This window comes from Paenarthrobacter sp. NPDC089675 (assembly GCF_044749185.1).
In the GTDB taxonomy this organism is placed as follows: Bacteria; Actinomycetota; Actinomycetes; order Actinomycetales; family Micrococcaceae; genus Arthrobacter.
In genome coordinates this window covers 102,493-129,381 of record NZ_JBIVHM010000001.1, presented here as the reverse complement: position 1 = coordinate 129,381, position 26,889 = coordinate 102,493, and the positions used below count along the sequence as shown (strand labels likewise).

The window sequence follows — 26,889 nt, the reverse complement described above, 5'->3', positions numbered from 1 at the left end:
CTACTGCCAAAACCAAGTAGTGACCGGGTCCCGTCGACCCCAAAACTGAGTACTCCTCCGCCACCCCGCGAGTGGCCACTTAATCACGCGCAGAGGAATTCGAGTACGACTACGCATTGTTCAGCTGCGCACCCAGGGTGAATTCTTGATTTATCGAAACCCGAACCGCTAAAGGAAATACGGGGGTAGTTCGGGGGACGTAGCAAATTCACATAATTTGCGGGACCTATAACTGCAACTCACTCAATTCACCAAAATTCATTCTGGGAAGGAATTTTCCAATGTCTGCTCTCATGTTCACCATTACCTCGTACATCGCCGGCGTCAAGGACCGCTTCACCAAAGAAGAGAAGGGCGCAACGATGGTTGAATACGGCATCATGGTCGCCCTCATCGCGGTGGTCGTCGTCGTAGCTGTCGGCCCCCTCGGCACCGCTATTCGCGACATGTTCGCTGGCATTACGGCCAGCCTCTAGATCAAACTGCTCGGCCGGCGGCTGTGGATCGAACTTCGGCCACAACCGCCGGCCTTTCCGCTTAAGAACTGTTCAACCCCTCAACAATCTGGGTCTGGGAGACAGTCGTGAAATCACGAAGCAAAGAGCGCGGTGCAGTAGCCGTGGAAATGGCAATCCTTTTGCCGCTCCTACTGCTGGTCCTGGTCGGGATCATCGAATTTGGCAGGGTCTTGAACGTCCAGGTTTCCCTGACGCAGGCAGCCCGCGAGGGTGCTCGCTACGCGGCTGTCAACTACGACAAGGGTGGCCTCAACGTGAAGGGGGTCGCCCTTGGCGCGGCCCCGTCCCTCAACGGCCTCGGAGTCACCGTCACGGATAACGCTTCAAGCTGCAAGCCCGGCTCCAACGTCAAAGTAACCACCAGCGTCTCGTTGAATTCCATGTCCGGCTTCCTTGATGCCGGCTTCTTCGGTTCACCCGGACTCTTTCCGATGAACCTCAAAGGGGAGGGGGTCATGCGATGCGGTGGTTAGTGGAAATCAACCACAGACAGCGTTCCGGGCGATCGGGAACTGGAAGCAGCGAGCGCGGTGCAGCCTCGATTATGGTGGCTGGCCTCATGGTGGCACTTCTGGGATTTGGTGCATTGGCCGTCGACGTTGGCGCCCTTTATGCCGAGAAGGCGCAGTTGCAGAACGGCGCCGATGCCGGAGCCTTGGCAATTGCAACGGACTGCGCCAACGGAAGCTGTGGAAACAGTTCAGCCACCGGCAACGACTTTGCCAACAAGAACGCGAACGACGGCTCCAGCGGAGCTACCGTGACATTTCCGTCGGCCACCACTGTCAGGGTTGTCACGAATGCCCGCGAAGGTGGGGCGGACCATTTCTCCCTGTTCTTCGCACAGGTTTTGGGCTTCGAATCGTCAACCGTAAGGGCCACGGCCGAAGCGAGCTGGGGTGCCCCGTCCAAAGCCAGCACTCTACCCTGGACCATCAGTGAGTGTGTGTTCAAGAAGTACCTATCGCCGGCGCAACTGGCGTCGCTCAATTCGACCGGCAACTTTTCAGGCGATCCGATTCCCACGCACGTACTTCTGCGTTACGACGAAAATGCCCCGGCATATCCTGGCTGCGCAGCGCAAAATGGCTACGAACCTGGCGGTTTTGGTTGGCTACTGACAACCTCTGGATGCGCTACAGACATTTCCCTCAGCGCTACAGTCCAGGGCCAACCGGGCAACCACTTCCCCAACGCAGCAGCCTGTGACTCGGTGCTTGCACACATTATGGAGAAACCGGCACTCGTGCCGCTCTTCAAAACCGCCACGGGCAATGGGTCCAACGCCAAATACACGCTGATAGGGTTCGCAGCCTTTCAAGTCACCGGATACAGGTTCAGCGGCACCGGCGGTGTCGCAGATCCAGCCGCCCCGAAGTGCACCGGAAATTGCCGCGGCCTCCAGGGCTTCTTTGACCGTTTCGTCTCTCTGGAAGACGGGATGAAGGTCACCGGAGGCATCCCGAACTATGGAGCCTCTGTCGTTTCACTCACCAAATAGCAGCCGGCCAATGCCGACTACGTCAAGTTAGAAATCCCGAAGGGAGTTACACCGTGAAAACACGCCTACTGGGAGGCATTGCAGCACTGCTGTTGGCAGTGATCGGCACCGTCTTATTGGTCACCTACGTTCAAGGGGCCGATAAGCGGGCACAGCAAGGGCTCGATCCCGTCAGCGTCCTTGTTGCCAAGGAGCGCATCCCGGCCGGTACCAAGGCCGAAGACCTGGGTTCCAAGGTGAAGACGGAGACTTTGCCCCAGTCCGCTGTGGCACCCGGCACCATCAACGCCCTCAACGATCAGTCCGGGAAGGTCACCAGCGTCGACCTTCAACCCGGCGAACAACTGCTCGGAGTCAAGCTCGTCAATCCCAACCAACTTGTTCCGGGCACAGTCCCCGTCCCGGACGGACTTCAAGAGACCACCTTCGTGCTCGCCCCCGAGCGGATCCTGGGTGGTCGCATCGAAGCCGGTGACACAGTCACCGTCTTTGCATCTTTCAAACTGGACGACAACGTCCCTGCCGGAGCCAATCTCCCCCCGGGACTGACGGGCTGGAAAAACTTCACTGAGCTGCTCTACCACGACGTCCTGGTGACTGCCGTCCAGCAGGCCGCTCCGGATGCAGAAAAATCGGCAGGCACGGACAAAGGTGTCGCACTTCCCAACGGCTCGGCCTATGTAACCGTCGCTCTCAGCGATGCGAACGCTTCCAAGATGGTCTTTGGTGCCGAATTCGGAACTCTGTGGCTGTCCAAGCAAACGGACAAGACCGCAAAGAGCGATCCCCCGACAACAACCTTTGGAGGGCTGGTCCAATGAGCCGCTTCGTAGCCATCACCGCTGTTCGCGACTTTGAGAGTCGTGTACGCCAAGCCATTACCGGTGCACTGCATGGAGACCTGCAGACCCTTTCTCCCGCTGTCCTGCACGGAAGCACCGACGATGTCTTCAAGGAACTGACGGGCGCTCCACCTGAGGTGATGATCCTGGGGCCGGGTGTCAATCATGACGATGCGCTGAAGCTGGCCACGGTTTTCGATCTCCAGTACCCCGAGATCAGCCTCCTGCTGGTTTCGGAACCGGAGCCTGACACAGTCCTACGTGCGATGCACGCCGGCATCCGGGATGTAATTTCCCCGGAAATCGAGGTCAACGAACTCCGGGTCCTCTTGGAACGCGCCTGCCTGGCATCGGCCAGCCGGCGGCGCGGCATGCAGCCGGCCGCGGAGTCCGGGCATGAACGGGGCCGGGTCATCGCCGTGATGTCCCCCAAGGGAGGAGTCGGCAAGACCACGGTGGCCACCAACCTGGCTGTGGGCCTCGGTGCGGTAGCGCCCATGGGAGTGGTCATCGTGGACCTGGACCTTCAGTTCGGCGATGTGGCGTCCGGCCTGCTTCTTGAGCCGGAGCACTCAATCACGGAGGCTGTCCATGGCTCCGCGGCGCAGGACTCCATGGTTCTCAAAGCGTTCCTGACAGTCCACCCGGCTGGTATCTACGCCTTGTGCGCTCCCAGCAGGCCATCCGAGTCGGACTACATCACAGCAGATCACGTGTCACGGCTGATCAACCAACTCGCCAGCGAATTCAAGTATGTCGTGGTTGATACTGCGCCAGGCCTCGGCGAGCACTGCCTGGCCACCTTGGAGCTAGCCACGGATGGCGTCTGGGTCTGCGGGATGGACGTACCAAGTATCCGGGGACTCCGGAAGTCATTTAGTGTGCTCAAAGAACTCCAACTTCTGCCGCAAGGCAGGCACACTGTCTTGAACTTCGCTGACCGCAAGAGCGGAATCTCGGTTCAGGACGTAGAGGCCACCATCGGAGTTCCGGTGGACACAGTGATTCCCCGCTCCCGGAACTTGCCGTTTTCTACGAACCGGGGCATTCCAGTGCTTCAAGGAACAACCCGGGATTCTGCTGCAAAAGGCCTGAAGAAGCTCGTAGAGCGATTTGATCCCAAGCTTGATGCCCTTCCGCAGAACAAACTTCACCGACGGGTGGTTGTGTCATGAAATTGTCTGAAAGGCTATCGAAGAACGGCTCCCTGAATTCCAATGATGGTGGGCATGGACATGCCGGCGGAGTACTGGGCGGCACCAATAGTTCGGGAGTCGAGGGCGGCCAGGCGTCGTTGCTGGGTGGCGCTCCCTCCGTCCCCGCTGTGGATGCACTCGCAGGTCTGAAGCATAGGGCGGCCACGGCTCTGTTCGAGCGGATTGGCAACAGGCTCGGGGACAGCTCAACGTCCGAGGAAGAACTGCGGACGTTCGCCGTCGATGAGCTCTCATCCGTGATCGACGATGAACAGGTTCCGCTTTCCCCCGAGGAGCGTCGCCGTCTCATCCGCGAAATAGCCGATGAAGTCATGGGCTTCGGCCCACTGCAAAGGCTGCTCGAGGATCCCTCCATCACGGAAGTGATGGTCAACCGCTTCGACCAGATCTATGTTGAGCGGCACGGACAACTGGCCCTAACCGACCTTCAGTTCAGTTCCGACGACCATCTGAGGAAGGTCATTGAGCGCATCGTCTCCAAGGTCGGCCGTCGCATTGATGAGTCTTCGCCACTCGTCGACGCCAGGCTGGAGGACGGTTCCCGTGTCAACGCGATCATTCCGCCATTGGCCGTCAATGGCCCGTCGCTGACCATCAGGAAGTTCAGCCACGTTCCGCTGACGGTTCGCAACCTCATCGAGTGGGGCTCGATGAGCCCTGAAATGGCGGACCTGCTCAGCGCCTGCGTGCGAGCCCGCCTGAACGTCATCGTTTCGGGTGGTACCGGCACCGGCAAGACAACCCTGCTGAATGTGCTTTCTTCCTTCATTCCGGAATCCGACCGCATCGTGACCATCGAGGACGCCGTCGAGCTGCAGTTGCAGCAGCGGCACGTGGTGCGGCTGGAGAGCCGCCCGGCCAACATCGAAGGCAAGGGCGCTGTCAGCATCCGGGACCTGGTCAGGAACTCACTCCGCATGAGGCCGGACAGGATCATCGTTGGCGAAGTCCGTGGTGGCGAATCACTGGACATGCTCCAGGCCATGAACACCGGTCACGATGGATCATTGTCCACAGTCCACGCCAATTCGCCCCGTGACGCCATTGCCCGCTTGGAAACCCTTGTCCTCATGGCCGGAATGGACCTTCCGCTGCGGGCCATCAGGGAACAAGTGTCATCTGCAGTGGACCTGATTGTGCAGGTTACCCGGCTCCGTGACGGAAGCCGTCGTGTCACCCATGTGACGGAAGTCCAAGGGATGGAGGGCGACGTCGTCACCCTCCAGGACGCCTTCCTTTTCGACTATTCTGCGGGCATCGACGCCCAAGGCCGCTTCCTGGGCCGTGCGCTCCCGACCGGTATTCGGCCACGCTTCCTTGATCGCTTTGCCGAACTCGGCATCAACGTATCACCGGCTGTGTTCGGCGTGGGGCCGGCACCTGTTGGGCGGCGTTAGAAATGGAGAATCAAGTCCTTTTCATTGCGGCCATAGGACTCTGCCTTGCCGCCTTGGCGGTCACGGTCGTCGTCGTGCTGAAACCGCGCAACGGATCCATTCCCATTGAACGCCGTCGAACAGGCGCGGTGGCCGATGAGTCAACACTTGGCCGCGTTTCCCAGACAGCAGTGGCAGCGGTGGATTCCGCGCTCGGGCGTTCGGGAGGTCCCTTCAACAGAGAAGTTCTCTACCGAGCGGGCATCAAACAGGCGCCCGCAGACTTCACCGTTATGGTGGCCGTTGTGGCCTTGGTGGCAGGCGTTCTGGGCAGCCTCCTTGTCAACCTGTTCATTGGCGTTGTCCTGGCCATTGCTACGCCTTTTGGCGCCAAGCTCTTCCTGGTGGTGAAGACCGAGAAACGTCGGTCCCGCTTCGAAACACAGCTGACTGACACCATCCAGATGCTCATTGGAGGGCTGCGGGTGGGCCACAGCATCATGCGTTCCCTCGAAGCCGCTGCCCAGGAGGCACAGTTGCCCACTTCCGAGGAACTGGGCCGGATTGTGAACGAGGTAAGGATCGGCAAGGACCCGCGCATGGCAATCGAAGAATGCGCCACCCGAATGGACAGCGAGGACTTCCGGTGGATCGGCCAAGCCATGCAGATCAACCGTGAAGTCGGTGGCGATCTTGCCGAAGTACTTGAGCAGGTAGCCGGTACCATCCGGGAACGCAGTGAGATCAAGGGCCACGTTCGGGCCCTAAGCGCTGAGGGCAAGATGTCAGCGGTCATCCTGATGGCCATGCCGATCGCCGTGGCACTCTTCATGGGTGCCATCAACCCCGGATATATGAAGGTCCTTGTCACCCACCCGATCGGCATCGCAATGCTGATCGGCAGCGCCCTCCTGTTCATCATTGGCGGTTTCTGGATGAGCCGCATCATCAAGATCAAATTCTAAGGAGGGACCACCATGACTCCCATTGCTTGGCTCATCATTGCAGTGATCATCCTCCCCCTTGGCTACTTTGCCTGGTCATTGGCCACCATTGACCGCAAAGGCATTGTCGCCATTCAAACCAACCTGGGATCCGGCTTCGCCCAGAACGGCGGAACCAGTATCCAGCGGCCACCACTGATGCTGGGCATCGCGCGAAAGCTCACTCCCGGCAGCTACGAAGCAAAACTTGACCAATGGCTTGCCTTGGCAGGACGCCCGCGTTCCATGCCCCTCACTAAGCTGATTGCACTCAAACCTGTGTTGGCCTTGGCAGGCGCGATCATCGGCCTCCTGCTGTTCCTCGGAAATCCCATTCCCACCTTGGTAGGACTGGGACTCTTCCTCACGATCTTCCTGTACTTTCTTCCCGACCTCTTGATCTACAACACGGGTATCAAACGCCAGGAAGCCATCAAATTGGAGTTCCCCAACACCCTGGACCAGATGCTGATCTCGGTGGAAGCCGGACTGGGATTTGAGGCGGCCATGGAAAGAGCATCCATGCAAGGTGCCGGACCCCTCGCCCACGAGTTGATGCGTACCCTACAAGACATCCAAGTGGGGAGACCACGCCGTGAAGCCTACGAAGCCCTTTCGGAACGTTGCTCGGTGCCTGATATCCGGAGCTTTGTCCTCGCCGTCATCCAGGCAGACAAATACGGCATTGGCATCGCCAGTGTCCTGCGTGCACAGGCAAAGCAAGCCCGCGTAAAGCGCCGGCAGAATGCTGAAGAAAAGGCGATGAAGCTGCCCGTCAAGGTGCTCTTCCCTTTGCTCTTCTGCATTTTTCCGGTGCTGTTCATAGTCCTTCTGGGTCCGGCCGCGATAAAGATCGTTCAGGCCTTCAGCGGAGTCTGAGGCCGGCAATAGACCGGCCGTTCGCGGATCCCAGACCGCGGACGGCCACCACGGCCCCCTTCCGGTACCCAGAGCCGGGAGGGGGTCCTCCAATGTCCGGACCGGGCAGTCAGCCTTGCGGTTTGCAGGCTTGGTCCGGGCCGTAGCGGAACCAGCCAGGCAAGGCGGCAGTGAAGGCCTCCCTGATCGCGGGCGTATTGGTGATGGTCCAGTCCACGCGGCCCTTGACCTCAACCTCGGTCTTGTCCCATTCGAACCAGTTGATCATCTTCAACTGCGGGAATTGCCGGTGAGTGGCAGGGGCAAAGAGCTGGTTCCACCACGCCTGCTTGATGGCCAACTCGGGCTCTCCACCGTTGCCGGGGGCGAAGAGGGCCGCTGTTTCAGGAATTGCGACGGGCTTGCCGTGCTGCGTCCCGTAGATGCCGTAGAAGTCCGGCAACAGGGTGTCGTCGCCGTTGGCGCCGTTGTAGGTGCCCGTGAGTTGCTCGGCAAACTTGTTTGCCTCGGGGAGTTCGTTCTCGCCCCAGGGGTACTTGGCGCCCCAGTGGTAAAGGGACATCCCCACCCAGTCCACGGCGTCATCCCCCGGATAGTAGGGGGCGTAGGCGTCATCCTGCATGGTAATAATGCCGTCGCCATTGGTGTCCAGGGCGAGGAACTCTGCCGTGCCAGGCTTCGCTTCATAAGTCCCACCAGCGAAGGGATATCCACCACCGTAGTTCGGCGCCCACATCATGGCCGATCCCGGCGCTTCCGTGTGCACGGCTGTGGCGAGTGTCTTGAAAGCGGCAATGTACTTCTGCGGTTGCTGCGACCACGGGTACCAGGACCCGTTCATCTCGTGGGCAAAGCGCACGATCACCGGCACACCGTCTTGATTGAACTTGTTGAGGTCCTTTGCCAAGGCGCTGGCGGTCGCATCTGTAACTGTCCCCAGGCCATCATGGGGTTCGAGGGTCAGCAGCATCATCTGGCCATCCGCGCGGATCTGCTCGGCTGCCCGGGCCAGGTCATCTTCGTCCTTGGCCGTCAGGGGGAATTCCGTAAATGAGACGCTGACCGCCGGCTTATGGCCAAGGTCAGCAGCGAACGTCGCCAGCGACTTGTTGTGCCAATCAAGGTTCACACCGAACAATGCGCCGTCCGCCGGCGGCAGTGCGGAACGCGGCACCACCTGACAGGAAGGGAGAGCCGATGCTGTTTGGGATTGCCGCTGGCTGTACTCGTTGGCGAAGTTCACGCCGGCCACCCCCAGCACCGCCAAACCGATCACGATTGGAAGAACAAAGGCCCTGCGCAGCTCGGCACGGTTCTGCCTCTTCGACTCGCGGCTATCTACGGGTTGCTCCCCCACAACAAATACCATGCCCTTCTGACCAGCGGTTTCGTTCCTATCCTAGGGACAATGGCTGGCTGGAAGATAGGTGGGGCCAGGGGTCTGTCGTTCGGCGTCACTGGCCGGCTTCTGTTTTGCTTTCCGCCGCGGCTTTCAAGTCGGCGGCAAATTGCTCAAAGGTGGCATCAAAGGGAGGAATTTTGGAGGCGAACAGGGGGAAAACCGGACCACCGATCTTTTCCACCATTTCAAACCGGGTCCGGCCGCCGTCGACCTGCGTCAGCGTGTACGTCCGCGTTCCCAGCGCGTCACCCCAGATGAGCCGGCTGGGCGGATCGTATGCCTTGACTTTGAGTTTGAAGGTCCTTGAAGGGTCCAGCGCGGAGACCAGTTGGAGCTTTCCGCCAGGCTGGATATTTCCTGTCAGGGACACCACTGTGGTGTTCCATTCCGGGTAACGCGGCGCATCCGTGAGGATCTCCCACACCGTGAGTGGGGGCGCCTCAATGTTCGTGGCAACGGACGTGGTTCGGCTGAACGTCCGTTTTTCGGTCACTGCCCGTTCTTCGCCAACCATGGCCTACGCACCTTTCAAGCTGCCGGTACTTGTCTCCTGAATCTTGGCACAACGGCGATCTTCCGGAAACAGCTACTCGCGCTTGGCCCGGGTCAGCTCGGCACGGGCCAGCAGCTCTCCGTCCGAGGGATAGGCTACTTCCTCCAGCACCAGCGGGTGCGGGGCGGCGAGCAAGGACTTGGGATCACGTGCCCGGGCCAGCAACCTTTCGTGCAGCCACGCCGGCGGTTCCAGCCCCTCCCCCACACGCAAAGTGGAACCGACCAGGGACCGGACCATGTTGTGGCAGAAGGCATCGGCCTGCACAGTGGCGACGATGACGCCGTCAGACTCCCGCGAGAAAGAGAATTTTTGAAGCTCACGAATGGTCGTGGCCCCCTCACGCGGCTTGCAATAGGAACGGAAGTCCTGCAAACCAAGCAACAACGAGGCACCGGCGTTCATCAGGGAGACATCCAACGGCGACTTGTGCCACAGCGTAATTCCTCGCAGCACCGGGTCCCAGCGTTCAGCGCCGTCGGCAATCCTGTAGCTGTACCGGCGCCAGAGCGCAGAAAACCGCGCGTCGAAACCGGCAGGCGCCAGTCCGGCGTCGTGCACTTCAATCGCCCCGGTGAGGTCACCGAGAACCCGGCTCAACGCACCCCGAAGGCGCCGTAGCAGCGAAACGGAAGGATCGACGTCGTGCCCTCTCGTGAGGCCGAACCATTCGGCGGAGGTGAAGTCGACGTGGACCACCTGGCCGCGGGCGTGGACACCGGCGTCCGTCCGCCCGGCAACGGTGACGCGGACAGGCCGGCGCACCAACAAAGCCAACGCTTCCTCGAGCGCGCCCTGGACTGTCACAAGGCCCGGCTGCACGGCCCAACCGCTGAAAGGGCCGCCGTCGTACGAGAGATCCATCCGGATACGCAAAAACCCGCCGCCCTCCAAAACGGGGGCAGCGGGTTCTTGTTCGTTCATAGACCCAAGTCTACTGAATTACTTCTTGTCCTCTTCGGCCGGAGCCTCTTCGGATTCAGCTTCAGCAGCCTCAGCTTCAGCGGCGGGAGCCTCTTCAGCCTCGGGAGCTTCGGTCTCTGCAGCTTCGGTCTCAACAACCTCTTCCTCAGCAGGAGCCTCGGCAGCCGGAGCAGCCTTGGCAGCAGCAGCGGTTGCTTCAGCAACTACGGCCTGCTTGGGGGAAACGGGCTCGAGAACCAGTTCGATGACAGCCATGGGAGCGTTGTCGCCCTTGCGGTTGCCGATCTTGGTGATGCGGGTGTAGCCACCTTCACGGTTGGCAACAGCGCCGGCGATGTCGGTGAACAGCTCGTGGACAACGCCCTTGTCGCTGATCAGGCCGAGGACACGACGGCGGGAAGCGAGGTCGCCGCGCTTGGCGAACGTGACCAGACGCTCTGCGTACGGCTTGAGGCGCTTAGCCTTGGTAACCGTGGTGGTGATGCGCTTGTGCTCGAAGAGCGAAGCTGCCAGGTTCGCGAGCATCAGGCGCTCGTGAGCCGGGCCGCCTCCGAGGCGCGGACCCTTAGTGGGGGTAGGCATAGTTATTTCTCCTGTTGTGGAGGCCGGCCGGTTCCATCACTGGAGCCGGCGGCCAAGATCTGCTTTTTAGAGCTCGTCGTCGCTGAACGCGGCGTCGTCCTCTTCGATGGCTGCGGCGCGGGCTGCGAGATCGAAACCGGGAGGGGAGTCCTTGAGGGACAGACCCAGTTCAACGAGCTTTGCCTTGACCTCGTCGATGGACTTGGCACCGAAGTTACGGATGTCCATCAGGTCAGCCTCGGAGCGGGCAACGAGTTCACCCACGGTGTGGATGCCCTCACGCTTGAGGCAGTTGTAGGAACGGACCGTGAGGTCCAGATCCTCGATCGGCAGAGCCATATCAGCTGCCAGTGCAGCGTCAGTCGGCGACGGGCCAATCTCGATACCTTCAGCTGCGGTGTTCAGCTCACGGGCCAGACCGAACAGTTCCACCAGGGTGGTGCCTGCAGAAGCAACAGCGTCGCGCGGAGCGATAGCCTGCTTGGTCTCGACGTCGACAATGAGCTTGTCGAAGTCGGTGCGCTGCTCAACACGGGTAGCTTCCACGCGGAAAGTTACCTTCATGACCGGCGAGTAGATCGAGTCGACCGGGATACGGCCGATCTCGGAGTCGCCGGACTTGTTCTGAGCTGCCGAAACGTAGCCACGGCCGCGCTCGATGGTCAGTTCGAGTTCGAACTTGCCCTTCGAGTTCAGGGTGGCAATGTGCAGATCCGGGTTGTGGAATTCGACGCCGGCCGGCGGAGCGATGTCCGCAGCGGTGACGACTCCGGGGCCCTGCTTGCGCAGGTACGCAACAACCGGCTCATCGTGCTCGGAGGAAACCGAAAGGTTCTTGATGTTCAGGATGATCTCGGTGACATCTTCCTTGACACCCGGAACCGTGGTGAACTCGTGCAGCACGCCATCGATCCGGATGCTGGTTACAGCAGCACCGGGGATGGAGGAGAGCAGGGTACGGCGGAGGGAGTTTCCGAGGGTGTAACCGAAGCCCGGCTCCAGCGGTTCAATGATGAAACGGGAGCGGTTCTCGGCTACAACTTCTTCAGACAGGGTGGGGCGCTGTGCAATGAGCACTTAGGTTTCCTTTCGGCGAGCATCCGCTATATGACGCAACACAGGTGGTGGAAATCGGCTTCGGTTTCCAGCCTGGCCAGCCGGACCATGCTGGTGAACGCAAAGCATTCACCAGCAGGCCCGGCCGTCAGGCAGGTTGAACCTAATTAGACGCGGCGGCGCTTCGGCGGGCGGCAACCGTTGTGGGCGCTGGGGGTGACGTCCTGGATGGAGCCAACCTCGAGGCCAGCAGCCTGGAGCGAACGGATTGCGGTTTCGCGTCCCGAACCCGGTCCCTTGACGAAAACGTCAACCTTGCGCAGACCGTGCTCCTGAGCGCGCTTTGCAGCAGCTTCGGCAGCCATCTGGGCAGCGAACGGGGTGGACTTACGGGAGCCCTTGAAGCCAACCTCACCGGCGGAAGCCCAGGAGATCACAGCGCCAGTCGGGTCCGTGATGGACACGATGGTGTTGTTAAAGGTGCTCTTGATGTGCGCCTGTCCAAGCGCAATATTCTTCTTATCCTTGCGACGCGGCTTACGGACCGCTCCACGAGTCTTCGGGGGCATTGTTTCTCCTACAGAAAGTTATCGGGGGAAAACCAGGTCAATCCCGAGGGATTAACGTCCGGCCTTCTTCTTGCCGGCGACGGTGCGCTTCGGGCCCTTACGGGTACGAGCGTTGGTCTTCGTACGCTGACCGCGTACGGGCAGGCCCTTGCGGTGGCGCAGGCCTTCGTAGCTGCCGATCTCGACCTTGCGGCGGATGTCAGCGGCTACCTCGCGGCGAAGGTCACCCTCAACCTTGTAGTTGCCTTCAATGTAGTCACGCAGCTGGACCAGTTCGGCGTCGGTCAGGTCCTTGACGCGGACGTCAGGGCTGATGCCGGTGGCAGCCAGGGTTTCGTGTGCACGGGTCTTGCCCACGCCGTAGATGTAAGTAAGCGCAATTTCCAACCGCTTTTCGCGGGGAATGTCTACGCCAGCGAGACGAGCCATAGTGGCGGTACTCCTTGAATAAACCGGAGGTCGTAGGCAGTACACCCGCACTTTCAGTACGGCCCCAGCCTCCGACCGGGGGTACGCTGTCCGGGCTCTGTATTTCTGTCCCAGCTCAGCTTGTGCTGCCTTTATTTACTTGCGTGGGTTAGCAACCCAGGTTTGCCCTTGCGGGCGCTGATTCCCTTGCGGGGAATTAGCCCTGGCGCTGCTTGTGGCGCGGGTTCTCGCAGATCACCATGACCCGGCCGTTACGGCGGATCACTTTGCACTTGTCGCAGATCTGCTTGACGCTCGGCTTGACCTTCATGGCGTTCCTTTGCGTGTTTTGCAGTTGATCTGCTGGAGCGGCGCGGGACATGCCCTGCCGCCCAGCAATTTACTTGTAGCGGTAGACGATACGACCACGTGTGAGGTCGTAAGGGCTCAGCTCCACCACTACACGGTCCTCGGGGAGGATACGAATGTAGTGCTGACGCATCTTCCCAGAGATGTGCGCGAGAACGACGTGCTTGTTGGTGAGCTCAACACGAAACATCGCGTTGGGCAGCGCCTCAGTCACAACGCCCTCGATCTCAATGACCCCGTCCTTCTTGGCCATATCCTCCGCTAACTGTTGTTTGCCGCAGTCCTCCGGTTAGGCACCGGCGATCCAGCGGACGTTTTTTGTTTGCTTTGGCCCTCTTGGAACCACCACGCCAAAAAGGGCGTGGCTGTACAGACAACCAACAGGCAACTCTACGCCACTCGGGCGCGAAAGTTAAATCCGATCATGGTAGCGCACGTGGCCCCGCTCGTCACTCCCCCGCGTCCCCGTAGGCAGGGAAGTTGCCCGCCGCCGTCGTGACGCTTTCCGCCGCCATTACGCCATCCAGGATGGCGAGCCGGACGGCTTCGGCCGCGGCGCTTTGGAGCGTAATGAGCGAAACCTGGCGCGCCTGTTCGCTGCTGCGGTCAAGGGCGACGGCGCCGGTCGCCAAGGCGAACACGGTGTCACCGTCCGCAAGGGTATGGGACGGATCCAGCGCCCGCGCCAATCCCGCGTGCCCGGAGCTGGCGGTCCGCTTGCACTCAGCCACATCCAGGATGGCATTCGTGGCGATCACCACGAGCGTCGTGTTCAGGCCGCGCGCGGGCTCCCCGGCAGCGGCGTCCCGCTGGGGCACCAGGCCCACCGGACTGCCCAGCGCATTCACGACCGCCAGGGCACCGACAACAACACCACCGTCCAGTTCGATTGACGAGGTACCCACACCGCCTTTGTACTGTCCGCGGGCAATGACCGCGCCCGTACCGGCACCAACGTTTCCACGCACGACGGCGGCATGGTCGCCTGAGGCGAACGCCGCGGCAGTTGCCTGGTAACCCATGTCCGCGTCGGGTCGCGCGCGCACCTCGCCACCTCGTCCGAGGTCGTAGATGGCTGCAGCCGGCACGATCGGAACAACGGTCCCCGGAACGGCGAAGCCCCTCCCCTGCTCTTCGCACCATCTCTGCGCTCCGTGGGCGGACACCAGCCCGAAGGCACTCCCACCGGTCAACACAACGGCATCCACGGTGGACACGAGGGTGGTCGGTTCGAGGGCATCTGTCTCATGGGTACCCGGGCCGCCGCCGCGGACGTCCACCGAGCCCACGGTCCCGGGTGGCGGCAGGACCACGGTCACGCCGCTGAGCCAGCCCTCGCCAATCCTTTGAACGTGTCCCACCCGTATGCCCGCAACATCGGCGATCGAATTCATGGCTCCATTCTCCACCTGGGTCGCGAGGCGCCAAACGGGAGTCCGGCCTCAAATACGAACACTTGGGGAACGGCCCGTAAACAAGCCCAAAAAGGTTAGCCAACTATCAGTTCGAGGGGCGCTTTAAGGGCTTTCGGAACTCTCCATTGTGGTGAGCTAGGGCTGTCTCCGCCGCCCCCGCATCAGGGCCCGGCATCAAAAAGTTCGCCTCCCGACGTAAGTGATCCATGACTACCAGACTTGAAAACAGCCGCACGGACAGTGCCGCAGCACCGGGAATGCAGCCGCCGCCCTCCCGAGCGGAACGGCTCCACATCACCAAGCGCTGGTCCGGACGAAGCCGCAGGGACTTCTTCGTGTTCCTTGCCATGGCATTGCCCAACCTTGCCCTGATCGGCGTCTTCACCTACTGGCCTTTGATGAACAACATCTACTACTCCACCTTGGACTGGACCCTCGGCTCCGCTTCAGCCACTGTGGTGGGCCTGCAGAACTACGTCACGTTCTTCACCGGAGAGGACGCCCCCAAGGTCCTCGGAACCACGGGCATCTTCACGCTCGTGACCGTGGGCGGTTCCATGGTCCTGGGCCTGCTCGTGGCCCAGGCCTTGAACTCGAAGGTCAGGGGCACCACGTTTGCCCGCTCCGCGGTGTTTGCGCCGTATGTGCTGTCCGGAGTGGGCGTCGGCCTGGTATGGCTGTTCATCTTCGACCCCGGCTACGGCGTACTCGCCTGGGTCCTGCGGGGCCTGGGACAGCAAAGCCCCCAGTGGATCAACGATCCACAGCTGTCCTTGGTGATGGTCATCATCGTCTACGTCTGGAAGAACCTGGGCTACTGCGCGGTGGTCTACCTCGCCGGACTCCAGTCACTCCCCCGCGACGTCATGGAGGCCGCGTCCTTGGACGGCGCCAACAACGTCCGGCGTTTCCTGAACATTTCGGTTCCGCTGTTGTCTCCCACCACGTTCTTCCTGCTGATCACCACCATGCTCAGTTCCCTGCAGGCCTTCGACCTGATCCGGATCATGACACCGTTGGGCAACGGCACCAGCACGCTCATCTACGAGGCCTACCTCCAGGCCTTCGGGGCCTACAACCGGGCAGGCTATTCGGCCGCGATCTCCGTGATCCTCTTTGCCATCCTGTTGGTCATCACCGTCCTCCAACTTCGCTTTGTTGAGCGGAAGGTCCACTACTCATGAGCGCCCAGTCTCCCGCCGTCGTCGTACTTCCGGCCCAACCGCAGCAGGAGCCGGAGTTGCCGGTCCCGCGGCCCTTTTCCCGAACCAATCTGCTCCGGACACTGGCAACGGGGTACGTGCCGCTCATCATCGCCACGCTGGTTGTTTTCCTGCCCCTGCTGTGGATGCTGCTGAGCTCCTTCAAGCAGCCGGGCGAGATCGTCACCACGGACCTGAAGATCCTGCCGGACTCGCTGAACCTGGAAAATTACGCCACAGCCATGACGACGGTTCCGTTCGCGCAGTTCTTTGCCAACAGCCTGATCGTCACCGCTGTGGGCTCCACCATCAAGGTGGTCCTGGCTGTGTTGACGGCCTACGCCCTGGTGTTCGTACGCTTCCCGTTCAAGAACGTGATCTTCGTGCTGATCCTGGTGGCCCTGATGGTGCCGGCCCAGGTGTCCATCCTGCCCAACTACATCCTGATCGCGGGCATGGGCGGCAAGAACACCCTGTGGGGCATCGTCCTCCCCGGCCTGGGGACGGCGTTCGGAACGTTCCTCCTCAGGCAACATTTCCTGACGCTCCCGCCCTCCATCCTTGAGGCCGCCGAGATCGATGGCGCCGGTCACTGGCGGCGTCTCTGGCAGATCATCGTGCCCGTGTCCTTGCCTTCGGTGGCAACGGTGGCACTCGTGACCGTAGTCAGCGAATGGAACGACTACATCTGGCCGCTCATCATCACCGACCGCCCGGAAACCATGACCCTCCCGGTGGGGCTGACGCTGCTGCAGAACTCCGAAGGCAACGGTTCCGGCTGGGGAATCCTCATGGCAGGCGCCGTCCTGGTGATCGTCCCCATACTCCTGGTGTTCGCCGCACTGCAGCGCTACATCGTCGCCGGGCTCACGCAAGGCAGCGTCACAGGCTAACAATCTCCCACCGCACCGTTTCGCATCGAAGTAAGTAATTGAGAGGAAGCATCATGGGCACGAATCTTGACCGCCGGCATTTCCTTGGCCTCGCAGGCCTGGGCGCCGGAGCAGCGGCGCTGGCCGCCTGCGGAGGACCGTCGACGGCGGGCCCCGGAACCACCGTAGAGTCGGCGGCTGTCGACTTCACCGGCGTCAAGCCGGCCGCCTCCATCGATTTCTGGACCAACCACCCGGGCAAGTCCCAGGACGTGGAGAAGTCCATCATCGACAAGTTCCACGCAAAGTTCCCGGACATCAAGGTGAACATGGTGACCGCCGGCGCCAACTACGAAGAAATTGCCCAGAAGTTCCAGACATCCCAGGCAGCCAAGACCGGGCTCCCGGGCCTCGTTGTCCTTTCCGATGTGTGGTGGTTCCGGTATTTCTCCAACGGCAGCATCATCCCCATCGATAACCTGGTGAAGCAACTGGACATCAAGCTGGACGACTTCCAGAAGTCCCTGGTTGACGACTACAAGTACGACAACCAGCAGTGGGCCCTCCCCTACGGCCGGTCCACCCCGCTGTTCTACTACAACAAGGACCACTTCAAGGCGGCCGGGCTTCCGGACCGTGCTCCTGCCACATGGCAGGAATTCGCCGAGTGGGCCGCCAAGCTCAAAGCCACCTCGGGCGCCCAGTACGCCTATATCTATCCTGCCCTGGCGGGCTACGCCGGGTGGACCCTGCAAAACAACCTGTGGGGTTGGGGCGGCGGCTGGTCCAAGGACTGGGACATCACGTGCGATTCGGACAAGTCCGTGGCCGCCCTGCAGTGGGCCCAGGATTCCATTTACAAAGATGGCTGGGCGGGTGTTTCCTCCAAGGAAGCCGCCGACGACTTCGCCGCCGGAATCACCTCGGCAACCATCTCTTCCACGGGTTCCTTGCTTGGTGTGCTGAAGGCCGCGAAGTTCAACGTCGGCGTCGGATTCCTGCCCGGCGGCCCGGAAGCCACCACCGGAGTCTGCCCGACGGGCGGCGCCGGACTCGGCATCCCCAGCGGCATCACCAAGGAGGAACAGCTTGCCGCTGCGACCTTCCTTAAGTTCATGACCGAACCGGAGAACACGGCCGCGTTCTCCGCCGCAACCGGCTACATGCCTACGCGGCTTTCCGCGGACGTGTCCTCGGTCCTGGCCGCCACGCCGCAGATCAAGACCGCCATGGACCAGCTCGCAGTTACCCGCGTCCAGGACAACGCCCGCGTGTTCCTGCCCGGCGCCGACCAGGAGATGGCCAAGGCCGCAGCCAAGATCCTCACCCAGCAGGGCGATGTCAAGGCAACCATGGGCGAACTCAAGAAGACCCTCGAGGGCATCTACACCAAAGACGTGAAGCCGAAGCTGAAGGCTTAGCTTGTAGGAGCATGAATGAAGCGCGGGGTTGCTTGGCAGCCCCGCGCTTCTCTGTTCTTAAGGGGATTGATTCCGGTCCCCTAACCGGTCCCTTACGGAATCGGAACCGGGACGACGCCGAGCGGCACCAGTTTGCTTGCGCCGCCGTCGGGCGAGGACAAGACCCAGATGCCCTTTTCGTGGACAGCCACGGAGTGCTCCCACTGGCAGGAGCGCTTGCCGTCAGTGGTCACCACTGTCCAGTCGTCATCCAGCGTCGCGGTTTCAATCCCGCCACGCACCAGCATAGGCTCGATGGCGAGGCAAAGGCCTGAACGGATCTTGGGACCCCGGTGGTTGGTGCGGTAGTTCAGGACGTCCGGTGCCATGTGCATCTCCGAACCGATGCCGTGGCCGACGTAGTCCTCGAGAATGCCCAGGGGCTTGCCCGGAACGGACGAGACGTAGTCGTCAATGGCGTTTCCGATGTCTCCCACGAACTTGCCCTTGGCCAAGGCCGCAATGCCCCGCCACATGGCAGCCTCCGTGACATCCGAAAGGCGCTGATCTTCGGGGTCGGCAGTGCCAACGATCACCGTCCGGGCGGAGTCCGAGTGCCAGCCGTCAACAATGCAGCCGCCGTCAATGGAGATGATGTCGCCGTCCTGCAATACGCGGCCACCCGGGATTCCGTGGACTACTTCCTCGTTGACGGAAGTGCAGATGGTGGCAGGGAACCCGTGATAACCAAGGAAGTTCGATTTGGCGCCGGCGTCATTGAGCACGGCTGCGAAGACCTGGTCCAGGTCCTTGGTGGTGACGCCCGGCTTGGCTGCCGCAACTGCCGCGTCGAGGGCACGGCTGAGCACCAGCCCGGCCTCGTGCATCTTGCGCATCTGCTCGTTGGACTTGTATTCAATACGGGGCTGACCGAACGCCATGTTCTCCTCTGGAAAGTAATGCTGTGGGAGCTGATCAAGCCCCTTGCTCCAACCATTTTCCAGCATCCGCGAGATTGGTCGAAATTGGCTCTGTTCCGAGCCACTCGCGGAGCCGGTCGAGGCGGTAGGTCCTCTCACGCCCCAGCTGGCTGACCGCGTACCGTGTCAACTTGGGTGGCCTCCGGGTGGCGACAGAAGCGGCTTCCGAAAGGCCGGCCAACGCCATCGCAGCGGCCGTGGGCACGTAGCGGATGCGCGTGCCTTCATGGCCTGTGACATCCAGTACCTGCCGGAGTACCGTCCCGAGTTCCACCGGTGCGGCGTCCGCCACATTCACGGCACCACGCCGTCCGCACAGGCAAGCCGCCAGGGCAGCCTCAACAAGCGTCCCGATGTTTGTGAGCTGATGCCGCACGCCCGGGCTGCCCACGTTCAGGAGTTGACCGTGGCGGATGTTGCTGATGAGTCTCGGCAGCAAGGTCCGGTCCCCGGGGCCATAAACGCCGTGGGGCCGGAGCACCAAGGCATTGCCGTGCCTCCTGGCCTCAACATCCGCGAGCGCCTTGCTGCGCCCGTAGGCGTTAAGGTGCTTGGTGGCCACCTCATCCTCCCCGCGGTTCAGGCACGGTTCCCACCATGGGTAGACGCTGGAACTTGAGACGTGGACCAGCCGGGCCCGGGGATACGCCTCCGCCACAGCCCGGGTACCTAGTACGTTGACGCTGTGGAACAGCCAGGCGCCGCCCCAGTCGGCGACATGCGCAGCGGCATGCACGACGGCGTCAACCTCAGGCAGGCGGGCCGGCGGAAGTCCCGAGAGGTCCCAGTACGTTAGGCCTTGGCCCCGTTGTCTAGCGAAACGGACGACGTCCCACCCGCGGGCTTCTGCCGCTTCTGCGATCGCGCCGCCCACAAAGCCGGTTGCACCGGTGACAGCAATCTTCATGCCTGCGGCACGTCCTGCGAGGTGTCTCCTGCAGCGCGGCCACTGAGCAGCGCACGCAGCGCCTGCCTGTCGGGTTTCCTGTGCCGCCCACTCACTGGAATGCCCTCCAGCACCTCAAAGTGGTCCGGGAGGGCCGATTCATCGATCAAGGCGGGCAGCACCTTGGCGAGCCGGGCTTTCACCGCTGTTGGCTCGTACCCGGGCAGCGGTACTACGGCCAGCCATACCTTCTCGTCTCCTATGCTGTCCGGCACGCCCACCATGACCGCCTGGGCTACGCCCTCCACTCCGGTTATCACCGGTTCATACAGTGCGGGGTAGATGTTGGTCTTGCCACGGATGATCATGTCCTTCTTACGCCCGATCATCACCAGCCGGGCCCGCGGCTCCGCTGCATCCGTGCCATGGTCCAGCCGCACGAGGTCTCCCGTGGCGTGCTCCGTCATGGGGTCTTCCCCAAGGTAACCGAGGCACATGTTGGGACCCTTGGCGATCAACTCGTGGTCCTCCCCTACACGGACGTGGACGCCGGGCAGCGGCTCGCCCAGGAAATCACCTTCACCCCTGCCATCCGGCGTACGGTGCTCGGCGTTGCCTCCCGAAGCAAAGGCCAACTTCTCTTTTCCGTCGGCGATGGCGATCGGCAAGAGTTCAGTCATGCCATAAATGAGCTTGAAGCCCACTCCCGGCAGGAGCCCCATGGCCCGTTGAAGGAAGGGAGCCAAGACGGGCGCCGCGCCCAGCATTATTGTTCGGAGGGTTTCCGGCAGTTGGACTTCACCCCGCTCCACGGCATCCAGGATGGGCGCGAGCTGGGAGGGTACAAGGAAAAGGTGCGTCGCGCCGTCGTACGCTGTTTTCCTGCCGGCCACGGGACCAAGTTCGCTTGCCAAGCGGAGGGGGTCGATATGCGCCGAAAAGCCGTAGGACGGCATGGTCCAGTGCGCCCCGGCAATCAGTGCCGGCAACCCCATCATCAATTGCTCCGAATGGATCCGGTCACCTTGACCGAAAGTACACCGCTCCGTCAGTTGCTGAAAGCCTGCAGCCAATGATCCCCGGGTATGGACCACACCCTTGGGTGTGCCCGTTGTCCCGGAGGTGAAGATGATGACTGCTTCCTGGGACGCCTGGCTCCCCGGCTGCTCCGGGATCCGTTCGTTGGGGCGGAGAGGCCGTTTCAGCCATCCCACTGGGGTGGCTCCCGCCGGCACGCCCGGCAACCAAGGCCCGGCGTAGTAGTGCCGGACTTTCATGGCGCCATAATCCGGGAGCAACAGCCCCCGGCGTCGGGCCACCGGCCGCAGCGGGCTCCTGGTGCTGAGCGCGTACAGGAGCGACTCCGCCGCTGCCCAGCCGGGAGCAGCAAGCTCCGCCCGGTCACGGAAGAGCGAGGGGCCCATGCCCGGATCGATGAAAACCACCGAGCCGCCGGCCCGCACCGCCCCAAGGGCCAGGATGAAGGCTGCCGGGCTGGGCCTGACGGAGAACAGCATCCGCTCACCGGCACCAAATCCGTCGTCCTTGAGCCGCGTGGCCGTGGCCTCAATGCCAGCCACCAGTTCCTTGTAAGTGATGGTTTTTCCCGGAGCAGGGCCCCCGGCTCCAAGTTTGGTCTTCTTTCCCGGCGCGGTGATGGCCGGCTTGTCCGGGACACGTTCGGCCGCTGCATAGACGGCAGCGATGAGGTCCGTGGTGTGGGGCTCGGCGAAGGCATCAGTGCGCATCGGCAAGCTCCAGCTTCTTGTAGCCCGGAATCAGCACACCCTTGCTGACCTGCCTGGACCCGACAACCCACGGCTTGCGGGCGTACCTGTCCAGCACGACCTCCATGGTGGCCCTGATTTCAGCCATGGCGAGCGGCATCCCAATGCAGAAATGCGGTCCGGCACCGAACCAGAGCTGGCGTGCCTGCGCAGGAGTTGCGTTTGCGGGGTCGAAACCGCCCAGGCTCTTGGCCGCGTGGACTGTTGAAAGGAGGATCCGGTCCCCGGGCTGGACCGGTTTGCCTCCGATTCTCGCCTCCGTCACGGCGTTCCTCAGCATCATGGGGGAAGGGACCGTGAACCTCAATGCCTCGTTGATGGCCGCATCCATGCCCGAGCGGCTGGCCACCAAGCCCTCAACCATGCCGGTGTCAGCAAGGAGCGCTACCAGCCTGGGCACGAAGGAAACCAGCGTTTCGGTGCCTACCATGACAAAGGCACTGATGATCCCCATGGCTTCTTCCTCCGTCAGGCCGAGGTTACGGAGCCTGCCCGGAAACGTATCCGGATCGCCCGCCCTAAACGCGGCACGGGATGGTCCGGCCAAAACTTCGACGGCGCCCCTCCCCTTCTCCGCCTGGCGCTGCGTCAGGCTTGGGCGGCCCAAGCGCACAAGGGACGAAATGGACGAACCGAGGTTGAAGAGTTCCTTGTTCGGCAGCCGTCCCGGCGCATCTTCGGGGACTCCGAGCAACCGGGAGATCACTCCCCCGGCCAGCTCTTTGACGCAGTCCACCAAGTCGACGCAACCCGCAGCGTCCAGCTCAGCGTCCACACGGACACGCAGCGCATCCGACGCCGGGTGGACGATTTCGGCAACGGCTCCGGGGGTGAAGAGGTCGGCGAGCTTGCGCCTGAGTTCCCGGTGTTCCGCGCCATCCATATTCACCAGCGCCCGCGGCCCCACCACGGGCGTCCACAATCCACCCGAGGCAGAGGGGCCGTTCTTGACGAAGCGTTCTCCGTCCAGGAGCACCTCGCGCACCAACCCTGCTTCGCTGACCAGGACGCCCAGGCCCGGAAGCCGGACGACAGGTTGCAGTGCACCCAGCCCGCGGATCATGGGATACAACACCGGATGGGCACCCAAATGAACCCGTCGCTCCCAGCGTTCCGCCCCGGCCACGTCCATCGCCATGCCGGTACTCACCGGATATCCACGTGTTCAGGACGGTATCGGTGGTCCGCGTACCAGGCCAAGGTATTCTTCAGCCCCCACGCCTTGACCCGCCGGGAAGATCCGTAAACCACCACATCCCTGCGCAACGCGTAGTTGCGCGTCAGCTTCCGGACTTGGTTGGACAGCGCCCGGTCCTCGTGAAGATCCTCGATCCGTGTACGCGGGAAACCACCGGAACGCACGTACATGTCCGCCGTGATCGCCATATTGCAGCCGGGCAGCATCTGGTAGGGCCCCAAGTAGCCTTCGCCCTTGTTGCCGGGCCGGATCCTGCCGAAGAACGAGGCCACCTCCACGGCGAGGAGCATCATCCTCCGTTCGCCGCGCGTAATCCCTTCGTCGTGCCGGGGAACCAGCTGTCCGGCTATCAGCTCAAGTCCGTCGCGGAAACCCGCCACGATCCGCGCCGTCCAGTCCTTCGCGGCCAAGCAGTCGGCATCGGTCCGCGCCAACCAGGTTGCGCCGTGCTCCGCGCCGAAACGCATCCCCGTATCGGCCGCCGCGCCGGTGCCCTTCTCAGCCTCGTGAAGGAGCCTGATGTCCATCTCCGGATGCTCAGCGGCGAAGGCTGACACGATCCGGCAGCTGCGATCAGTGGACCCGTTATCCACTACCACCACTGTGAAGTCCGCGTACTCCTGGGCTGCGAGCGATTCCAGGGACTGCCGGACAAGCTTTTCCTCGTTGAGCATCGGCACCGCAATGGACAGGCGCCGCGTGGGGGCGGCACTGCCCAGGCCTCCTGATCTTGTGTTGGAAGTACTCACAGCCTGACCACCACCATTCCCAGGCTGACCCCGCCGGCGAGGCCCACCAAAGCCACGAGGTCGCCGGGTCCGCAGCGCCCGGCATCCACGGCGAGCTTCAACTGGAGGGGCAAACTCGCTGACGCAAGGTTGCCAAAGTCCTCCACGGTCGGGACGAGCAACTCCTTGGGCACACCTGCCCGTTCGGCGAAGATATCCCGGTACGGAGCGCTGACCTGATGGACGCAGACCACCGCGAAATCGGACCATTCAAGGTTGAGTCCAGCCAACGTGCTGTGGAGTATCCCGCAGCCGAGATCAAGGAAAGCGTCCTTGAGCTTTTCCCCATCCATGGTGAAATAGCTCGCCTCAGGATCGCGGGGATATGCAGACCCGCCCGCTGCCAGCGTACCTACCGACCAGTGCCTGCTTTGCGCCGTGAAGGCTGTGGCCAGAATGCCCTCGGAAGTGTGGGCGGCGGCTTCAGCTTCTCCGGCCTCTGCCCGTTCCAGCAGGACTGCCGCGCCGGCGTCACTCATGGTGTAACCCGGGAAGCTGCTGGCAAAAGTGGCAAAGTCCGGAACTGTCCACCTGACGGCCCGGGACGGCGATTCACCCGTCACCACCAACACACGTGAATACCGGCCCGCGGTAATCAAGGAGTCGGCAACTTCAAGGCCGTTGAGGAAACTGTTGCAGGCATTCTTCACGTCCATCACCGGGCACCCCAGGCCAAGCTTGGCTGCAGCCATATGTCCCGTGGCCGGCTCCACCATGTCCTGGCTGGCCGAAGCAAAAATCAGCAGGTCGACGTCCGGCGCCTGGAGTCCGCAGCCGGCAAGGACTTTCGCCGCTGCGTTCACCGCCAAATCGGAAGCCTGCTCCGAATCCGCCATCACACTCCGCGACCGGATCCCGGTGACCCGGGCAATCAGCCCCCTCGGCACACGGAATCCGGGACTGGACTCGGCAATCCGGCGCTCAACTGCGGCCGTGTCAAGGCGAGCTGGAGGCAGGTAGATTTCCAAACCTGCGATCCGACTGTGGCCTGCTGTAAACCCGGGCATGCGGTTCCCCCAAAGACTGCCGCGAAAAGGAAAAAGGTGTGTCCCGCACTTATCGTACGGGACACACCCTTTGACTCCGGAGCCGTTGATACGGCTATGTGGAGATCGGTCTTAGACGGCCTTCGCCGATTCGATAGCCGTCAACACGCGGTCGGTAACCTCATCGATACCGCCGATGCCGTCAACCTGTGTCAGGATGCCACGCTCGGCGTACTTTGCCACCACAGCTTCGGTTTGCTCGTGGTAAAGGTCAAGGCGGTGACGGATGACGGCCTCATTGTCGTCAGACCGGCCGGTTTCCTTGGCGCGTCCCAGAAGGCGGGCAACCAGTTCCTCGTCATCGGCAGTCAGCTGGAGCACGACGTCGAGCTCCTGCTCGCCCTCAGCAAGGATGTGGTCAAGGTAGTCAACCTGCGCCGTAGTGCGCGGATAGCCATCCAGCAGGAAGCCGTTCTCCACGTCGCTCTCGCCCAGGCGATCGCGGACCATCTTGTTGGTCACACTGTCCGGAACGAAGTCGCCCGCGTCCATGTACTTCTTGGCCTCGATACCCAGCGGGGTCTCGCCCTTGACGTTGGCACGGAAAATATCGCCGGTGGAGATAGCGACTACGCCGAGGCGCTCGGAAATCCGCTCAGCCTGCGTACCCTTGCCCGAACCCGGAGGTCCAATGATCAGCATTCTCGTCATCGCAAAAGCCCTTCGTAGTGACGTTGTTGTAGCTGCGCATCAATCTGCTTGACGGTCTCCAGGCCCACACCCACCATGATCAGGATTGACGTGCCACCAAACGGGAAGTTCTGGTTGGCGTTGATCAGGACGAGTGCAACCAACGGGATCAGCGCCACGAAGCCCAGGTAGAGGGCTCCAGGCAAAGTGATCCTGGAGAGCACGTACTGCAGGTAGTCCGCGGTCGGTTTACCCGCCCGGATGCCCGGAATGAACCCGCCGTACTTCTTCATGTTGTCCGACACTTCTTCAGGGTTGAAGGTGATGGCCACGTAGAAGTAGGTGAAGAACACGATCATGGCAAAGTAGAGCGCCATGTAAATGGGGTGGTCGCCACGCGTGAGGTTGTTGTTGATCCATTCAACCCATGGCGCCATCTGCTCCCCGGCCTTGGGCTGGTTGAACTGCGCAATCAGGCCCGGCAGGTAAAGCATGGAGGAAGCGAAGATGACAGGCACGACGCCGGCCATGTTCACCTTGATCGGAATGTAGGTGCTGGTACCGCCCACGGTCCGGCGGCCAATCATGCGCTTGGCGTATTGCACCGGAACACGGCGCTGCGACTGTTCCACGAACACAACCAAGGCAACAGTGACCAGACCGATAACCAGGACGACGAAGAACGTCCCGGGGCCCTTGGACTCCCAGATGGCTCCGAGGGAACGCGGGAAGCCGGCGGCGATGGAAGTGAAGATGAGCAGCGACATGCCGTTGCCCACGCCCTTTTCCGTGACCAGTTCGCCCATCCACATGATGAGGCCGGTACCGGCCGTCAGGGTGATGATGATCAGGATCGTGGTGATGATGCTGTTATCGGGAATGATCGGCAGGTTGCAGCCGGGGAGCAACTGCCCGGAGCGGGCCAGGGACACCAACGTGGTGGCGTTCAAAAGGCCCAGCGCGATGGTCAGGTACCGGGTGTACTGGGTCAGCTTTGACTGACCGGAGGAACCCTCTTCGTAGAGCTGCTGGAACCGGGGAATGACCACCCGGAGCAGCTGCACAATAATGCTCGCCGTGATGTAAGGCATGATGCCGAGGGCGAAGATCGAAACCTGCAGCAGCGCACCGCCGCTGAACAGGTTCACCAGTTGGTAAATGCCCTGCGAGGTGTCACCGGTATTCAAGCATTGCTGGACATTCTGGTAGTTCACACCAGGCGAGGGGATGAAAGCTCCCAAGCGGAAGATTGTGATGATTCCCAGCGTGAACAACAACTTGCGTCGCAAATCGGGCGTCCGAAACGCCCGTCCGAATGCGCTGAGCAAGCGTCCTCCTGAGTTTAAGTACAAGGATGTGGTTGGGCACATTGAAACCCAACAACCGAGTCTAGCTGCTTGTGACGCCGTCGTAATAATCGAGAGACCACAACCACGCAAAAATCCCGGTATGTGGGGCCGAAGCCCCGCATACCGGGATCCTTTTACAACGGGCTGTTGCCCCGCC

Annotated in this window: 29 protein-coding genes; 11 read left to right on the top strand and 18 right to left on the bottom strand. The window is 61.9% G+C overall.

Annotation, left to right across the window (positions count from 1 at the left end; all coding sequences use genetic code 11):
• Positions 1 to 281: 281 nt before the first annotated feature.
• The 8 genes from ACIPY2_RS00695 to ACIPY2_RS00660 all read left to right on the top strand — a co-directional run bounded on the left by ACIPY2_RS00695 (position 282) and on the right by ACIPY2_RS00660 (position 7,316).
• On the top strand, positions 282 to 476 hold the full coding sequence (locus tag ACIPY2_RS00695; protein ID WP_400264482.1) for a Flp family type IVb pilin: 195 nt from the start codon (positions 282 to 284) through the stop codon (positions 474 to 476).
• Positions 477 to 583: 107 nt separating this feature from the next.
• Positions 584 to 991 carry a TadE/TadG family type IV pilus assembly protein gene (locus ACIPY2_RS00690; RefSeq protein ID WP_400264481.1) on the top strand — a complete coding sequence of 136 codons (408 nt, stop codon included), beginning with the start codon at positions 584 to 586 and terminating at the stop codon, positions 989 to 991.
• Entirely contained in the window at positions 979 to 2,019 is a 1,041-nt protein-coding gene (locus ACIPY2_RS00685) for a pilus assembly protein TadG-related protein (RefSeq protein WP_400264480.1), read from the top strand. The genes ACIPY2_RS00690 and ACIPY2_RS00685 overlap by 13 nt, the downstream gene beginning before the upstream one ends.
• A gap of 53 nt (positions 2,020 to 2,072) precedes the next feature.
• The gene (locus tag ACIPY2_RS00680; protein WP_400264479.1) at positions 2,073 to 2,840 is read left to right on the top strand and encodes a Flp pilus assembly protein CpaB; all 768 of its coding nucleotides are present in this window, start codon (positions 2,073 to 2,075) and stop codon (positions 2,838 to 2,840) included.
• Positions 2,837 to 4,036, top strand: coding sequence for a CpaE family protein (locus ACIPY2_RS00675; protein ID WP_400264478.1), 1,200 nt, complete (start codon positions 2,837 to 2,839; stop codon positions 4,034 to 4,036). Before ACIPY2_RS00680 ends, ACIPY2_RS00675 begins: the two co-directional genes overlap by 4 nt.
• A complete protein-coding gene (locus tag ACIPY2_RS00670; RefSeq protein ID WP_400264477.1) occupies positions 4,033 to 5,475 on the top strand; it encodes a CpaF family protein in 1,443 nt (480 codons plus the stop codon). Before ACIPY2_RS00675 ends, ACIPY2_RS00670 begins: the two co-directional genes overlap by 4 nt.
• Before the next feature lie 2 nt (positions 5,476 to 5,477).
• Positions 5,478 to 6,419, top strand: coding sequence for a type II secretion system F family protein (locus ACIPY2_RS00665; RefSeq protein ID WP_400264476.1), 942 nt, complete (start codon positions 5,478 to 5,480; stop codon positions 6,417 to 6,419).
• 12 nt (positions 6,420 to 6,431) lie between these two features.
• Complete coding sequence (locus ACIPY2_RS00660) at positions 6,432 to 7,316, top strand: type II secretion system F family protein (RefSeq protein ID WP_400264475.1); 885 nt, start codon at positions 6,432 to 6,434, stop codon at positions 7,314 to 7,316.
• Between the two features lie 109 nt (positions 7,317 to 7,425).
• On the opposite strand, the gene ACIPY2_RS00655 is transcribed toward ACIPY2_RS00660, so the two are convergent.
• The 10 genes from ACIPY2_RS00655 to ACIPY2_RS00610 all read right to left on the bottom strand — a co-directional run bounded on the left by ACIPY2_RS00655 (position 7,426) and on the right by ACIPY2_RS00610 (position 14,573).
• Positions 7,426 to 8,673, bottom strand: a complete 1,248-nt coding sequence (locus ACIPY2_RS00655) for a glycoside hydrolase family 26 protein (RefSeq protein WP_400264474.1) — start codon at positions 8,671 to 8,673, stop codon at positions 7,426 to 7,428.
• 97 nt (positions 8,674 to 8,770) lie between these two features.
• Complete coding sequence (locus ACIPY2_RS00650; RefSeq protein ID WP_400264473.1) at positions 8,771 to 9,232, bottom strand: SRPBCC domain-containing protein; 462 nt, start codon at positions 9,230 to 9,232, stop codon at positions 8,771 to 8,773.
• A gap of 72 nt (positions 9,233 to 9,304) precedes the next feature.
• On the bottom strand, positions 9,305 to 10,195 hold the full coding sequence (locus ACIPY2_RS00645; protein ID WP_400264472.1) for a tRNA pseudouridine synthase A: 891 nt from the start codon (positions 10,193 to 10,195) through the stop codon (positions 9,305 to 9,307).
• Positions 10,196 to 10,213: 18 nt separating this feature from the next.
• Entirely contained in the window at positions 10,214 to 10,777 is a 564-nt protein-coding gene (gene rplQ, locus ACIPY2_RS00640) for a 50S ribosomal protein L17 (RefSeq protein ID WP_400264471.1), read from the bottom strand.
• A 66-nt stretch (positions 10,778 to 10,843) separates the two neighbouring features.
• Positions 10,844 to 11,854 carry a DNA-directed RNA polymerase subunit alpha gene (locus ACIPY2_RS00635; protein WP_347108054.1) on the bottom strand — a complete coding sequence of 337 codons (1,011 nt, stop codon included), beginning with the start codon at positions 11,852 to 11,854 and terminating at the stop codon, positions 10,844 to 10,846.
• Positions 11,855 to 12,000: 146 nt separating this feature from the next.
• Positions 12,001 to 12,402 (bottom strand): 30S ribosomal protein S11, encoded by a 402-nt coding sequence (gene rpsK, locus ACIPY2_RS00630; protein ID WP_021472435.1) that lies wholly within the window; start codon positions 12,400 to 12,402, stop codon positions 12,001 to 12,003.
• A gap of 51 nt (positions 12,403 to 12,453) precedes the next feature.
• Positions 12,454 to 12,831 carry a 30S ribosomal protein S13 gene (gene rpsM, locus ACIPY2_RS00625; RefSeq protein ID WP_021472434.1) on the bottom strand — a complete coding sequence of 126 codons (378 nt, stop codon included), beginning with the start codon at positions 12,829 to 12,831 and terminating at the stop codon, positions 12,454 to 12,456.
• A gap of 196 nt (positions 12,832 to 13,027) precedes the next feature.
• Entirely contained in the window at positions 13,028 to 13,141 is a 114-nt protein-coding gene (rpmJ, locus tag ACIPY2_RS00620; RefSeq protein WP_011775570.1) for a 50S ribosomal protein L36, read from the bottom strand.
• Between the two features lie 69 nt (positions 13,142 to 13,210).
• Complete coding sequence (gene infA / locus ACIPY2_RS00615; RefSeq protein WP_011775571.1) at positions 13,211 to 13,432, bottom strand: translation initiation factor IF-1; 222 nt, start codon at positions 13,430 to 13,432, stop codon at positions 13,211 to 13,213.
• Positions 13,433 to 13,628: 196 nt separating this feature from the next.
• The gene (locus tag ACIPY2_RS00610; protein ID WP_400264470.1) at positions 13,629 to 14,573 is read right to left on the bottom strand and encodes a P1 family peptidase; all 945 of its coding nucleotides are present in this window, start codon (positions 14,571 to 14,573) and stop codon (positions 13,629 to 13,631) included.
• Positions 14,574 to 14,800: 227 nt separating this feature from the next.
• On the opposite strand from ACIPY2_RS00610, the gene ACIPY2_RS00605 reads away from it, so the two are divergent.
• The 3 genes from ACIPY2_RS00605 to ACIPY2_RS00595 are packed head-to-tail and all read left to right on the top strand — an operon-like array spanning position 14,801 to position 18,089.
• Positions 14,801 to 15,778 (top strand): carbohydrate ABC transporter permease, encoded by a 978-nt coding sequence (locus ACIPY2_RS00605; RefSeq protein ID WP_400264469.1) that lies wholly within the window; start codon positions 14,801 to 14,803, stop codon positions 15,776 to 15,778.
• A complete protein-coding gene (locus tag ACIPY2_RS00600) occupies positions 15,775 to 16,689 on the top strand; it encodes a carbohydrate ABC transporter permease (RefSeq protein WP_400264468.1) in 915 nt (304 codons plus the stop codon). Before ACIPY2_RS00605 ends, ACIPY2_RS00600 begins: the two co-directional genes overlap by 4 nt.
• 53 nt (positions 16,690 to 16,742) lie before the next feature.
• Positions 16,743 to 18,089: an ABC transporter substrate-binding protein gene (locus ACIPY2_RS00595; protein ID WP_400264467.1), complete on the top strand. Its 1,347-nt coding sequence runs from the start codon at positions 16,743 to 16,745 to the stop codon at positions 18,087 to 18,089.
• 92 nt (positions 18,090 to 18,181) lie between these two features.
• Here the strand turns inward: ACIPY2_RS00595 and map are convergent, their stop codons facing one another.
• From map to secY, 8 genes are all read right to left on the bottom strand, one after another.
• A complete protein-coding gene (map, locus tag ACIPY2_RS00590; protein ID WP_400264466.1) occupies positions 18,182 to 19,009 on the bottom strand; it encodes a type I methionyl aminopeptidase in 828 nt (275 codons plus the stop codon).
• 34 nt (positions 19,010 to 19,043) lie between these two features.
• Positions 19,044 to 19,955, bottom strand: a complete 912-nt coding sequence (locus tag ACIPY2_RS00585; RefSeq protein ID WP_400264465.1) for an NAD-dependent epimerase/dehydratase family protein — start codon at positions 19,953 to 19,955, stop codon at positions 19,044 to 19,046.
• Complete coding sequence (locus ACIPY2_RS00580) at positions 19,952 to 21,682, bottom strand: class I adenylate-forming enzyme family protein (protein WP_400264464.1); 1,731 nt, start codon at positions 21,680 to 21,682, stop codon at positions 19,952 to 19,954. The genes ACIPY2_RS00585 and ACIPY2_RS00580 overlap by 4 nt, the downstream gene beginning before the upstream one ends.
• The gene (locus ACIPY2_RS00575; RefSeq protein WP_400264463.1) at positions 21,672 to 22,871 is read right to left on the bottom strand and encodes a cytochrome P450; all 1,200 of its coding nucleotides are present in this window, start codon (positions 22,869 to 22,871) and stop codon (positions 21,672 to 21,674) included. The genes ACIPY2_RS00580 and ACIPY2_RS00575 overlap by 11 nt, the downstream gene beginning before the upstream one ends.
• The gene (locus ACIPY2_RS00570) at positions 22,868 to 23,668 is read right to left on the bottom strand and encodes a glycosyltransferase (protein WP_400264462.1); all 801 of its coding nucleotides are present in this window, start codon (positions 23,666 to 23,668) and stop codon (positions 22,868 to 22,870) included. The genes ACIPY2_RS00575 and ACIPY2_RS00570 overlap by 4 nt, the downstream gene beginning before the upstream one ends.
• Positions 23,665 to 24,714: a 3-oxoacyl-ACP synthase III family protein gene (locus ACIPY2_RS00565; protein ID WP_400264461.1), complete on the bottom strand. Its 1,050-nt coding sequence runs from the start codon at positions 24,712 to 24,714 to the stop codon at positions 23,665 to 23,667. Before ACIPY2_RS00565 ends, ACIPY2_RS00570 begins: the two co-directional genes overlap by 4 nt.
• Before the next feature lie 111 nt (positions 24,715 to 24,825).
• Positions 24,826 to 25,395: an adenylate kinase gene (locus ACIPY2_RS00560; protein ID WP_400265079.1), complete on the bottom strand. Its 570-nt coding sequence runs from the start codon at positions 25,393 to 25,395 to the stop codon at positions 24,826 to 24,828.
• 5 nt (positions 25,396 to 25,400) lie between these two features.
• Positions 25,401 to 26,711 (bottom strand): preprotein translocase subunit SecY, encoded by a 1,311-nt coding sequence (gene secY / locus ACIPY2_RS00555; RefSeq protein ID WP_400264460.1) that lies wholly within the window; start codon positions 26,709 to 26,711, stop codon positions 25,401 to 25,403.
• Positions 26,712 to 26,889 lie beyond the last annotated feature (178 nt).

Excerpts from the sequence above, each read along its gene's own strand:
- ACIPY2_RS00605 (WP_400264469.1), top strand. The coding sequence starts at position 14,801 with ATGACTACCAGACTTGAAAACAGCCGCACGGACAGTGCCGCAGCACCG.
- rpsM (WP_021472434.1), bottom strand. The coding sequence starts at position 12,831 with ATGGCTCGTCTCGCTGGCGTAGACATTCCCCGCGAAAAGCGGTTGGAA.
- ACIPY2_RS00600 (WP_400264468.1), top strand. The coding sequence starts at position 15,775 with ATGAGCGCCCAGTCTCCCGCCGTCGTCGTACTTCCGGCCCAACCGCAG.
- ACIPY2_RS00660 (WP_400264475.1), top strand. The coding sequence starts at position 6,432 with ATGACTCCCATTGCTTGGCTCATCATTGCAGTGATCATCCTCCCCCTT.
- infA (WP_011775571.1), bottom strand. The coding sequence starts at position 13,432 with ATGGCCAAGAAGGACGGGGTCATTGAGATCGAGGGCGTTGTGACTGAG.
- ACIPY2_RS00565 (WP_400264461.1), bottom strand. The coding sequence starts at position 24,714 with ATGCCCGGGTTTACAGCAGGCCACAGTCGGATCGCAGGTTTGGAAATC.
- map (WP_400264466.1), bottom strand. The coding sequence starts at position 19,009 with ATGGCGTTCGGTCAGCCCCGTATTGAATACAAGTCCAACGAGCAGATG.
- ACIPY2_RS00685 (WP_400264480.1), top strand. The coding sequence starts at position 979 with ATGCGGTGGTTAGTGGAAATCAACCACAGACAGCGTTCCGGGCGATCG.
- ACIPY2_RS00580 (WP_400264464.1), bottom strand. The coding sequence starts at position 21,682 with ATGCGCACTGATGCCTTCGCCGAGCCCCACACCACGGACCTCATCGCT.
- rpsK (WP_021472435.1), bottom strand. The coding sequence starts at position 12,402 with ATGCCCCCGAAGACTCGTGGAGCGGTCCGTAAGCCGCGTCGCAAGGAT.
- ACIPY2_RS00595 (WP_400264467.1), top strand. The coding sequence starts at position 16,743 with ATGGGCACGAATCTTGACCGCCGGCATTTCCTTGGCCTCGCAGGCCTG.
- ACIPY2_RS00645 (WP_400264472.1), bottom strand. The coding sequence starts at position 10,195 with ATGAACGAACAAGAACCCGCTGCCCCCGTTTTGGAGGGCGGCGGGTTT.
- ACIPY2_RS00675 (WP_400264478.1), top strand. The coding sequence starts at position 2,837 with ATGAGCCGCTTCGTAGCCATCACCGCTGTTCGCGACTTTGAGAGTCGT.
- ACIPY2_RS00585 (WP_400264465.1), bottom strand. The coding sequence starts at position 19,955 with ATGAAGATTGCTGTCACCGGTGCAACCGGCTTTGTGGGCGGCGCGATC.
- ACIPY2_RS00560 (WP_400265079.1), bottom strand. The coding sequence starts at position 25,395 with ATGCTGATCATTGGACCTCCGGGTTCGGGCAAGGGTACGCAGGCTGAG.
- ACIPY2_RS00650 (WP_400264473.1), bottom strand. The coding sequence starts at position 9,232 with ATGGTTGGCGAAGAACGGGCAGTGACCGAAAAACGGACGTTCAGCCGA.
- ACIPY2_RS00695 (WP_400264482.1), top strand. The coding sequence starts at position 282 with ATGTCTGCTCTCATGTTCACCATTACCTCGTACATCGCCGGCGTCAAG.
- rpmJ (WP_011775570.1), bottom strand. The coding sequence starts at position 13,141 with ATGAAGGTCAAGCCGAGCGTCAAGCAGATCTGCGACAAGTGCAAAGTG.
- rplQ (WP_400264471.1), bottom strand. The coding sequence starts at position 10,777 with ATGCCTACCCCCACTAAGGGTCCGCGCCTCGGAGGCGGCCCGGCTCAC.
- ACIPY2_RS00665 (WP_400264476.1), top strand. The coding sequence starts at position 5,478 with ATGGAGAATCAAGTCCTTTTCATTGCGGCCATAGGACTCTGCCTTGCC.
- ACIPY2_RS00610 (WP_400264470.1), bottom strand. The coding sequence starts at position 14,573 with ATGAATTCGATCGCCGATGTTGCGGGCATACGGGTGGGACACGTTCAA.
- ACIPY2_RS00670 (WP_400264477.1), top strand. The coding sequence starts at position 4,033 with ATGAAATTGTCTGAAAGGCTATCGAAGAACGGCTCCCTGAATTCCAAT.